The following is a 9714-nucleotide window of genomic DNA, read 5'->3' on the forward strand; positions in this document are numbered from 1 at the left end:
CACGGACCACCAGGGACTTGTAGCCGCTGTAGCTCATCACTGCACTCCAAGCTTGTTTAGTGGACGTTACAGAAGAAGCGTAGCACGTTCTTTAGTGTGCGTTACAGTTTGGCTGGGACAGGCGTGTTTCACGCCTCATGGAGGTTGAGGGTTCCGACGACCGACGCGGACCAAATACCCTGCTCCCCATGGCCGATGTCCTGTACCCCTTGGCTCCGGACGAAGATCTCCCCGAACTGGCGACCGAGGGCGGTATGGGCACGATGCTGCTGCGCAACTCCCGTGCGGATGAGAGCGGCCTCCTTTCCATCAGGGCGATCACCAGTTACGAGTTCGTCGGCAGGTCCCGGGTCCGCTGGTCCGAGGCCGCCCGTACCTATCTGTTCTGGTGGATCCTGATGCCGGCCGCCTTCGTCGTGCCCAACGTCGCTGCCGCGCTGGCCTGGGAGGACGAGAACTCCGGACTCTACGGACTGCTTCTCTCGGTCGGTGCCGCTTCCCTGATGTTCGCCCTGCTCTTCTTGTACACGAAGTACTGGAGATCCGTCCGCGACGTCCGCTGGGCCGAAGCCGCGAGCGGTCGGAGTGACGGCCGACGGTGGCAGGAATTCGCGTCGGACCTGCAAATGGGCTTCTTCATGGCGTTGTTCGGCCTCTTACTGGGTTTCGTAATCTTTATGACCGCGATGGTCAAGGGCGAGCTCCCGACGAACAGCGAGCCCGACCCGAATCCGTACGCCCATACGCTGCTCCACCCCGCGACCCTGCTGGTCGGGCTGCCCGTGGCCACGGGCGTGATCACTGTCCTCGTACTCGCGAGGCGCGGCCGGCGCTGAGAGGCCGGGACCGCGCCGACGCGGCCTACTCCGCCGGTTCGGCGGCCGGAATCCGGCGGCGGACGTCCTCGAAAACGGCCTGCATCGACATGCGGAACACCTCGGCCTGATGCGCGCCGAGAAACGTGGTGTGCCCGAACACCTCCAGGACGACAAGACCGTGCATGTGGCCCCAAACGCCCAGCAGAAGGCACACCACGGGAGGCGGCAGGGCCCCGAGAGCGTCCGGCGACAGATTCCGCTCCACGTGCCGGCTCAGCGCGGGCGAGGGGGCGGGATCCTCGGCGGTGGCGAGCTGCGCCGTGGTGAGCCCGTTGAGCAGGGCATCCGTGAAGATTCGGCCCATCCGGCGGACGACGAGGGTGGAGGACCCCTCCGCCGGTGCCGCGTACTGCCGCAAGGGCGCCCCGTAGGCGAGTTGGAACCGCTCCGGATGGTCGACCGCCCACTGGCGGTAGGCCTCGGCCGCGACGACCAGGCGGGGCATGCCGGGCTTCTCCGGTGCTGTGTCGACCGCGTGCTGAACGGCTTCAGCCAGGTTCTCGTAAGCCTTGGTGACGAGGGCGGTGACGAGGTCGTCCCTGCTCGGGAAGTAGTGGTAGAGGGCCTGCACGGTCATGCCGAGGCTCCGGGCGACTGCCCGCAGTGACAGCGCCGCAGGCCCGTTCTCGGCGATCTGGGCCTCGGCGGCGGCCAGGATCTCCTTGACCGCGGCGGCCCGACGTCGTTCACGCAGGGACAGTGCGGCGTTGCCGGGTACGTCTCCGTTCATGATCACGACCGTTCCTCAGCGTCGGCGTCGCCCGGATGGTTCACGTGCGGCGGGCCTGACCGGTATCAGCGGGCGCCCGTGTCGACGCCGCGGTTCGCCGGCCGGTCCCCTGAACGGATGGAACGGGGGTGCTGGGCAATCGCAACCGGTGTCGGCCGAGCCCAGCACCCCCACCGTCTCTGGGTCCGGATTCAGACCTTCGTCGATGTCTTCGCGTACGACGGCTCGGGCGCGGACACCGGCTCGGGACCGCCTTCGCTCAGGCCGATCCGGTCGTGCAGCTTCTTCAGGAAGGGCGGCGCGTACCAGGCCGAGCGGCCGAGCAGGCGCATGGCGGCGGGGACGAGTACGCCACGGACGGCGATGGCGTCGATGAGGATGGCCAGGCCGCTGCCCAGGCCGAACATCTGCATGAAGGTGATCTTGGCCGTGCCGAAGGCGAAGAAGCTCACGGCGAGGAGGAGAGCCGCCGCCGAGACGATGCGGCCGGTGTGACCGAGTCCGTTCGCCACGGCGGACTCGTTGTCCTCGCCCTGGTCGTGGAGTTCCTTGATCCGGCTGGTGACGAACACCTCGTAGTCCATCGAGAGGCCGAAGGCGATGCAGAACATCAGCACCGTCATCGCCACTTCCATGGGCTGGGCCGTGAAGCCGAGCAGGGAAGAGAAGTTGCCGTCCTGGAACATCCAGGTCATGACACCGAGGGTGGCTCCCAGGCTGATCACGTTGAGGGCCAGCGCGCGCAGCGGCTGCACGATGCTGCCGGTGAACAGGAACAGCAGGACGAAGGTGGTGAGGACGACCAGGGCGATCGCGAGCGGCAGTTTGCCGCTGATGGCGTCCTTGGCGTCGACCAGTTCGGCGTCGGTTCCGGAGACCAGTGGTTCGGTCCCCGCGGGCGCCGTCACCGCCCGCACCTCCTCGACCAGGGCCTCGGCCTCGTCCGACTTCGGGGTCAGGCCGCTCACCACGGTGATCTGCTGGGCGTCGGGGCGCCCCAGTGCGGGGTTGCCGGCACCGGCCGGTGCGGACCCCTCGCCGGAGTACGAGCTCGCGCTCGTGTCGACACGGACGACGCCGTCGAGGGCGGCCAGTTCGCTCGCGTAGGAGTTCAGCCCCTCCTTGGCGACGGTCTTGTCGATGACGATGTGGAGGGCTGCCGCGTCGTTGCTCTTGAAGTTCTCCCGGAGCATCGCGGTGACCTGGCGGCTTTCCGCGTCCTCCGGCAGGACCCGTTCATCGGGCGTGCCGAAGGTGATGCCGATCAGCGGGGCGGCGGCCACCAGCAGGACCGCGAGCACCGGCAGCGCGGTGAGTGCGGGCCGCCGCATCACGCCACGGGCCATACGCCCCCACACGGACGCCTGGGCGCTGGGCTGCTGCCGCTTGGCCCAGGGCATCCGGCCCTTGTTGACCCGGTGTCCCAGGACGACGAACAGGGCGGGCATGACCAGCAGGGCGCTGATGGCGGCGATGGCGACGACTCCGACACCGGCGTAGCCGAAGGAGCGCAGGAAGTACTGGGGGAAGACCAGGAGCGAGGCGAGCGCGGCCGCCACCGTCGCCGCGGAGAACACGACCGTGCGGCCCGCGGTGCCCACCGTCCGGCGGACGGCGTCGCCCACGGAGGCCCCGGACGCGAGCTGTTCACGGAACCGGCTGGTCATCAGCAGGGCGTAGTCGATGCCCAGGCCGAGGCCCAGGGCGGTGACCAGGTTGGTCGCGGTGTTGGAGACCTCGGTGACGCTGCCGAGGACGGAGAGCAGGGCGAAGGCCCCGACGATGGCGATGACCGCGATGGCCAGCGGCAGCAGGGCGGAGACGAAACTGCCGAAGACGAACAGGAGCAGCACCAGGGTCAGCGGTATGGCGATGGCCTCCGCCAGCACCAGGTCCGAGACCACCTGCGTCGAGATGTCGGCGCTGACGGCGGTGCCGCCGCCGGCCTGGACCTCGAGCGCGTCCTTGTACGTTCCGGAGTAGGCGTCGATGACGTCCTGGGCGTTCTCCTGCAACTCCGCCTCCTCGCCCTTCACATGGGCGAGGACCAGGGCCTGGTTCCCGTCCTCGGAGCGGAGGTCGGCGAGGTTCGTGTCCCAGTAGGAGTACACGTTCGCGAGGTTCTTCTCGCCCTTGAGGTCGGCCACCAGGGCCTGTCCGCTCTCCTTGGCGGCCGGGGTGTCCACCCGGCCGTCGGGGGAGGTGACCAGGAGGACCAGGTTCGTCTCACCGCCGAACTTGTCGTCGATGACCTCGGCGGCCCGACTGGACTGCGAGTTCGGGTCGTCGAAGCCGCCCGGCAGCAGCTTGGTGAACGCCCCACCGCCCAGGAAACCCATGAAGGCCACGAGCGCGACGGCGACGGCGAGTATCAGCCGCGACCGGCGGATCGCCAGTTCGGCCACGCGTTCAAACACGAGATCTCCTTAGCTTGCACAACTTGCACATGTTCGGAGCCAAATGAGGGGGCACCGCGACGGGCGGCTGCCACGCTCCTCATCGCCGTGGGTGACGCTAGCCATGAGGAGATGGATTTGGCAGTACTCGAAATACTTAACAGTGTCAGATTCCGGTGTCAGATTCCGCTGCGCCGGATCAGGCGGGTACGGCTTCCAGCACAGACACCAGAGAGGCGGAGGCGGACACTTTGGAGAGGTTCAGTCCCGCCCGCCGGAAGAGACGCCGGAACTCGTCGACGCTCCGTTCCCGTCCGGTCGACAGGATCATCATGTTCAGGTCCATCAGTGGTGGGAGCCCGGGCTCTCCCAGCCGGTCGACGACGAGTTCCGCGACCAGTACCCGTCCACCGGGCGTCAGCGAGTCGCGGCAGTTCTCCAGGATGCGCACGGCGGAGTCGTCGTCCCAGTCATGGAGGACGAACTTCAGGAGGTGTAGGTCGGCGGCCGGGACCTTCTCGAAGAAGTCGCCGTCGACGAAGGAGAACCGGTCGGCCACGTCCAGTCGCTCGGCCGCCGCGACGGCGTCGGCGCCGGCGTGGGGCAGGTCGAGCACCACACCGGTCAACTCCTTGTGACGCAGCATGAGGGTGTGGATGAAGGTGCCGCCGGCGCCCCCGACGTCCACGGCCGTCCTGGCGTCCTTCAGGTCGACGACGTCGGCCAGTTGAAGAGCCAGACCGTGAGTCATCGCGGACATGGAGGCAGTGAAGACTCCGGCCTCCTCCGGGTGCCCGGCGAGCCAGTCGAAGAACGGGGCGCCGAGAGTGGCCTCCGCCTGCGGAGCGCCCGTGCGTACGGCCTCGGACAGGTTCCCCCAGGGCGCCCAGTGGGAGGCGGTACCGCCGTACAGCGCCAGGTCGCGCAGCGAGCCGGGCGCACCGGTACGCAGCGTCCGCAGCAGCGGCGTGGCGGTGAACCGCTCACCGTCCTGGCCGGAGGCCAGCCCCACGGAGGCGCAGGCCCGCAGAAACCGGAACGTCGCCTGAGGATCGAGCGACTCGGCCTGCGCCACCTCCGCAGCGGTGGCTCCGGCCGGGTGCAGATGATCCGCGATGCGCAACTCCGCCGCGGTGCGCACGACCTGGGTCACCCAGTAGCCGGTGATCATCTGCAGCATGCGGCCGGTGTCTCCCACCGCCGGTTCGGCGGACCCGGCAGGGGCGAGAGGATGCTCGAAGAGTGGCATGTTCCTGCTTCCTGGCTTCGTACCGTCGTGCGGGAAGGCGCGGTCGCGCACCTGGCCGCCGCGAGCGACGGTAGTCAACGACAGGAAGGTTTAGCAGTGTGAGTTTTATTTGACACTGTTAGGTCAGGTCAGCGGTAGAGGTCGGTCTGGCCGTTCGAAGCGGTCAGGCCACCGTCCACGGTGATGTGCGCGCCGTTGACGTACGAGGCGCCGAAACCGGCGAGGAACGCCACGACGGCGGCCACCTCGGCGGGATCGCCGGGCCGGCCCATGGGCACCCGGTCGTCGAACCGCTCGCGCAGCGCCGTGCCTTCGGCGAGCGCCGCCCGGATCACCTCGCTGCTGGTCGTCACACCGGGATGGACCGCGTTGACCCGGATCTCCCGCCCGTGGTCGAGGGCCATCGCATTGGTCAGGTTGACCACCGCTCCCTTGGCGGTGTTGTAGACGGCCTGCGCCCAGTCACCGCGCACGCCGCCAACGGAACCGATGTTGACGATGCACCCGCCGACCGCGCGCAGGTGGGGCAGGGCGGCGCGGGAGGAGAAGAACAGACCGTCGACGTTCACGCTCATCATGGCGCGGTAGTCGTCCTCGCTCGTGCTCTCCACAGTGCCCGGCAGCGCCATACCCGCGTTGTTGACGAGGACGTCCAGATGCCCGTACCACTCGGCCACCCCGTCCATGACCTCGGTGATCGCGGCCAGGTCGGAGACGTCGCCGACCCATGGGTGCATGTTGCCCCCGGCCGGGCCGCTCTCGATGGCCCGGCGCAAGGTCGATTCGGTACGCCCCACCAGTACTGTGGTGTATCCGTCGGCGGCGAAGCGGTGCGCGATATGGACGCCGAGGCCGCCGCCGGCACCGGTGATCACGGCCACGCGGCCGTCGTGGTCGCGCCCGTCGTGCTGGTGGTCGGACAGCTCGTTCACCAAGTCCTCCTGATCTGCGAGTGCTTCGCACACTAGGCACGTCACGCAAACCCCGGCATGTACCAGGGCGACAACCACCTGGAACATCGGCGACACACACATCCTGGAAGCAGACTCGTAGGACCATGGACGACAAGACCGCATCCGCATCCTTCTCACTCGACTCGCGCAGCGCGGCCGCCACCGGTCGGGACGACTACGAGCGGAACTGGCGCATCCACGTCGGAGACGAGTTCCCTCTCCCCACGTTCAGCGCGGCGACCGCGGCCGACTTCCGGCTGCGCTTCCGTGCCGCCAGGGTGGACGACGTGGCCGTCACCACCGTGGACGGGGAGTCGGCGGCACAGACGGCGGACGGGCCGGTTCCGGACACCGATCACATCCGCCTGTGGCTGGTGCACAGCGGTGCCTGGGCGCTGGGCAGCAGGCGCAGCACGGTGGAACACACCGTGGTGGCGGGAGAATTCCTGCTGCGGCATGCCACGGGGCTGCCTCACTTCGCGCTCCCGCCCCGTACGAGGGCGCGGTGCATCGTGCTGCCCGCCGCCGCCCTCTTCTCCCTGCCGCTCGCCGGCCGCGAAGTCACCGGCCACTCCGACGCCGCCGAGGTACGCCTCCTGGTGGCGCACGCGACCATGGTGGAGGAGGTACTGCCCGAACTGAGCCCGGCCGGCGTCCGGGCCGCGCGGGACACACTGGTCGAGTTGGCCGTCGCGGTGGCACACCGAGGCTTCGACGACGTGAACACGCGCCTGGCCCCGGCCCTCGCCCAGGCCGCCAAGAACCTCGCGGAGCAGCGGCTCGCCGACGCCGACCTCTCGCCGGCGATGCTGGCGCGGGAACTGAACGTTTCCGTGCGTACTCTGCAGCGCGCGTTCGCGGCCGGCGGGGAAACCGTGACCGCCTACATCCGGGAGAGGCGTCTGGAGTCGGCCAGACAGGCGCTGTCGGCGACCCGGCTGACCGTCTCGGAGATCGCCGCGCACTGGCAGTTCGCCGACAGCAGCCACTTCAGCCGCGCCTTCAAGCAGCGCTACGGACTCAGCCCCACCGAGTACACCCGGCAGAACTCCTGATTCGAGAGGTGCGGCCGGTCAGTTGCGGGTCTGTTGGCGGACGGCGTCGGCGACGGGTTCGGGGCCCTGGGTGAGTTCGAGGATCTGTCGGCGGATCTGCGGGGTGTGCACGAGTTCGGCGAGGGTGGCAGCCACGTCGTCGCGGGTGATGTCGGTGTGGATCAGCGCGGGGGCGAGGCTGATCCGGCCGGTGCCCGGTTCGTCGGTGAGTGCGGCGGGGCGCAGGATGGTCCAGTCGAGGTCGGTGGCGGCGAGTGCGACGTCCGCCTGCTTCTTGACGTCGATGTAGTGCTCGAAGGTGTCGGACACCTCGCGGCCGCGCCAGGCCTCGGGGAAGACGGAGACGAGCAGCAGGCGGTGGATGCCTGCGAGGCGGGCTGCCTCGACGGTGGTGGTCAGGCCGGTGCCGTCGATGGCGGTGGTGCCGGCGGTGCCGCCTTCACCGCCGGCTCCGGCCGCGAAGACCAGGACGTCGGTGCCGTGGAGGAGGTCGGCGAGGGCGGGCGCGTCGAGGCGGGTCAGGTCGCCGTGGGTGGCGTGGATGCCCTCGGCGGCGAGGCGTTCGCCCTGTTCCGGGCGGCGGTAGAGCCCGTCGACCTGGTCACCGGCGGCGGTCAGCAGACGGGCCAGACGGCTCCCGACACCGCCGGCGATACCTACGATGAAGACCTTCATTGGTGTCACTTTCCTTGGTCGGGTGCCGGCCGGGGCCGGCCTTGCGGGGGTGGGCTTCTTCGTCTCTGGCGGGAGTGACTGTGCTGGTGCTGGTGGGGGTGTGCCCCGCGGACCCTTGGGCTGGTGCCGGTGGGTCCGCGGGGTGGGTGGTCCGTGTGTGTGGCGGTGTGGGTTATGCGCGGGCGTCGTCGACCTGGTTGACGAGGGTGAGGAGGGTGAGGAGTGCGTCGGCGGCGGGCCCGGAGGAGGCGGGGCTCTGGCCGGTGATGAGGAGGCCGTCGATGACGACGTAGGGCTGCCAGTTGTCCGTCTTGCTGTAGTCGGCGCCGAGTCGCTTGAGCTCGTCCTCGACGAGGAAGGGGACGACCTCGGTGAGCCCGGCGTCGGCCTCCTCGCCGTTGGTGAAACCGGTGACCTTCCGGCCGCGGACGAGGGGGGTGCCGTCGGGGTTGGTGGCGTGGCGCAGGGTGCCGGGGGCGTGGCAGACCAGGGCGAGGGGCTTGCCCGCACGCAGGGTGGCTTCGACGAGCCGGACGGAGGTGGGGTCTTCGGCCAGGTCCCACAGGGGGCCGTGGCCACCGGGGTAGAAGACGGTGTCGAAGTCGTCGGCGGAGACGCTGTCGAGCCGGACGGTGTGGGCGAGGTCGGCCATGGCGTCGGGGTCGGCCTCGAAGCGGCGGGTCTCGTCGGTCTGGAACGCGGGTTCGTTGCTCTTGGGGTCCAGCGGCGGTCGGCCGCCCTTGGGGGAGGCGAGGACGACTTCGGCGCCGGCTTCCTTGAAGCGGTAGTAGGGGGCGGCGAGTTCCTCCAGCCAGAAGCCGGTCTTGCGGCCGGTGGTACCGAGTTCGTCGTGCGAGGTGAGAACGATGAGGATCTTCATGGAAGTGCACTTCCTTCTTGAGTAGACCGGTCGTCTCAAGCAGAGTAGCAAGAGCCGGTTGGATTCGGGGTGGATCTTCAGGGTCGAGAGTCGAGAGTCGAGGGCGACCTGATTCCTTGGTTCTACAGGCGCAGGGGTTCTACAGGTGCAGGAGTTGACGGGTGACCGTCATCGTGGTGTCCAGCTGGCCGATGTCGCGGTGGATCTTGGTCATGACGCTCGCTCCGAGCCACATGTCGTACAGGGCCCGCGCGGTCTCACGGGGGGTGGCGTCGACGGTGATCGAGCCGTCCTTCAGGCCGGCCGTGATCGTCCGTTCCAGCCGGTCGATGATGGAGTTGGTGCCTTCCTTCAGGGCGATCCGCATCGCCTCCGACAGGTCGGAGACCTCCGCGCCGAGCTTGACGGCCAGGCACTTGCCCTGGCAGTCGTCGAGGCTCTGCGTCTCGCGCCAGTTCTGCCAGTAGTCCATCAGCCGCTGCGCCGAGGTCAGGCCCGGCCGGGCGAGGACGCGGTCCATGTCCGCCAGGTAGTCGGTGAAGTAGGCCCGCATCATGGCCTCGCCGAAGGCGTCCTTGGAGCCGAAGAAGTGGTAGAACGACCCCTTCGGCACCCCGGCCGCGGTGAGGACTTCGTTGATACCCACCGCGGAGAATCCCTTACGGGCCATGATCCGCTGGGCGGCGTCGAGAATGCTGCGGCGAGTGTCGCCCTGGATAGCTGGCATGCTTACCACCTTACCGCCTATTAGACCAGTCGCCTATTCGGCGTCGTGGCTCGGCCGCACCGCCCCTGCGCGGAGTGTCACCGGGCGAGGAAGTCGAGGAGGATTTCGTTGATTTCGGTGGTGTGGGTGGTGAGGAGGCCGTGGGGTGCGCCGTCGATTTCGACGTAGGTG

At 68.7% G+C, this 9714-nt stretch carries 9 protein-coding genes and 1 pseudogene; 2 read left to right on the top strand and 8 right to left on the bottom strand.

Features of this window, described 5'->3' with window-relative positions; all coding sequences use genetic code 11:
- Positions 1-188 precede the first annotated feature (188 nt).
- A complete protein-coding gene (locus ACFV9J_RS40380) occupies positions 189-836 on the top strand; it encodes a hypothetical protein (protein WP_385363207.1) in 648 nt (215 codons plus the stop codon).
- Positions 837-861: 25 nt separating this feature from the next.
- Here ACFV9J_RS40380 and ACFV9J_RS40385 read toward each other — a convergent pair whose 3' ends face one another.
- From ACFV9J_RS40385 to ACFV9J_RS40400, 4 genes are all read right to left on the bottom strand, one after another.
- Positions 862-1608 (bottom strand): TetR/AcrR family transcriptional regulator, encoded by a 747-nt coding sequence (locus tag ACFV9J_RS40385; RefSeq protein WP_385363209.1) that lies wholly within the window; start codon positions 1606-1608, stop codon positions 862-864.
- 191 nt (positions 1609-1799) lie between these two features.
- Complete coding sequence (locus ACFV9J_RS40390) at positions 1800-4025, bottom strand: MMPL family transporter (protein WP_385363211.1); 2226 nt, start codon at positions 4023-4025, stop codon at positions 1800-1802.
- 178 nt (positions 4026-4203) lie between these two features.
- Positions 4204-5253, bottom strand: a complete 1050-nt coding sequence (locus ACFV9J_RS40395) for a methyltransferase (protein ID WP_385363213.1) — start codon at positions 5251-5253, stop codon at positions 4204-4206.
- 128 nt (positions 5254-5381) lie between these two features.
- Complete coding sequence (locus tag ACFV9J_RS40400) at positions 5382-6185, bottom strand: SDR family NAD(P)-dependent oxidoreductase (protein WP_385363215.1); 804 nt, start codon at positions 6183-6185, stop codon at positions 5382-5384.
- 125 nt (positions 6186-6310) lie between these two features.
- On the opposite strand from ACFV9J_RS40400, the gene ACFV9J_RS40405 reads away from it, so the two are divergent.
- Positions 6311-7261 (top strand): helix-turn-helix transcriptional regulator, encoded by a 951-nt coding sequence (locus tag ACFV9J_RS40405; RefSeq protein WP_385363217.1) that lies wholly within the window; start codon positions 6311-6313, stop codon positions 7259-7261.
- Positions 7262-7279: 18 nt separating this feature from the next.
- Here the strand turns inward: ACFV9J_RS40405 and ACFV9J_RS40410 are convergent, their stop codons facing one another.
- From ACFV9J_RS40410 to ACFV9J_RS40425, 4 genes and pseudogenes are all read right to left on the bottom strand, one after another.
- Complete coding sequence (locus ACFV9J_RS40410; protein ID WP_385363219.1) at positions 7280-7936, bottom strand: NAD(P)-binding oxidoreductase; 657 nt, start codon at positions 7934-7936, stop codon at positions 7280-7282.
- A gap of 172 nt (positions 7937-8108) precedes the next feature.
- Positions 8109-8816, bottom strand: a complete 708-nt coding sequence (locus ACFV9J_RS40415) for a type 1 glutamine amidotransferase domain-containing protein (RefSeq protein WP_385363221.1) — start codon at positions 8814-8816, stop codon at positions 8109-8111.
- A 139-nt stretch (positions 8817-8955) separates the two neighbouring features.
- Positions 8956-9543 carry a TetR/AcrR family transcriptional regulator gene (locus ACFV9J_RS40420; protein ID WP_385363223.1) on the bottom strand — a complete coding sequence of 196 codons (588 nt, stop codon included), beginning with the start codon at positions 9541-9543 and terminating at the stop codon, positions 8956-8958.
- Between the two features lie 77 nt (positions 9544-9620).
- Positions 9621-9714: pseudogene (locus tag ACFV9J_RS40425) on the bottom strand (alpha/beta hydrolase); the annotation flags it as partial.

Origin of the sequence: Streptomyces sp. NPDC059906, from assembly GCF_042730645.1 — a bacterium.
Taxonomy (GTDB): Bacteria; Actinomycetota; Actinomycetes; order Streptomycetales; family Streptomycetaceae; genus Streptomyces; species Streptomyces rubrogriseus.

Excerpts from the sequence above, each read along its gene's own strand:
- ACFV9J_RS40380 (WP_385363207.1), top strand. The coding sequence starts at position 189 with ATGGCCGATGTCCTGTACCCCTTGGCTCCGGACGAAGATCTCCCCGAA.
- ACFV9J_RS40385 (WP_385363209.1), bottom strand. The coding sequence starts at position 1,608 with ATGAACGGAGACGTACCCGGCAACGCCGCACTGTCCCTGCGTGAACGA.
- ACFV9J_RS40395 (WP_385363213.1), bottom strand. The coding sequence starts at position 5,253 with ATGCCACTCTTCGAGCATCCTCTCGCCCCTGCCGGGTCCGCCGAACCG.
- ACFV9J_RS40405 (WP_385363217.1), top strand. The coding sequence starts at position 6,311 with ATGGACGACAAGACCGCATCCGCATCCTTCTCACTCGACTCGCGCAGC.
- ACFV9J_RS40410 (WP_385363219.1), bottom strand. The coding sequence starts at position 7,936 with ATGAAGGTCTTCATCGTAGGTATCGCCGGCGGTGTCGGGAGCCGTCTG.
- ACFV9J_RS40415 (WP_385363221.1), bottom strand. The coding sequence starts at position 8,816 with ATGAAGATCCTCATCGTTCTCACCTCGCACGACGAACTCGGTACCACC.
- ACFV9J_RS40420 (WP_385363223.1), bottom strand. The coding sequence starts at position 9,543 with ATGCCAGCTATCCAGGGCGACACTCGCCGCAGCATTCTCGACGCCGCC.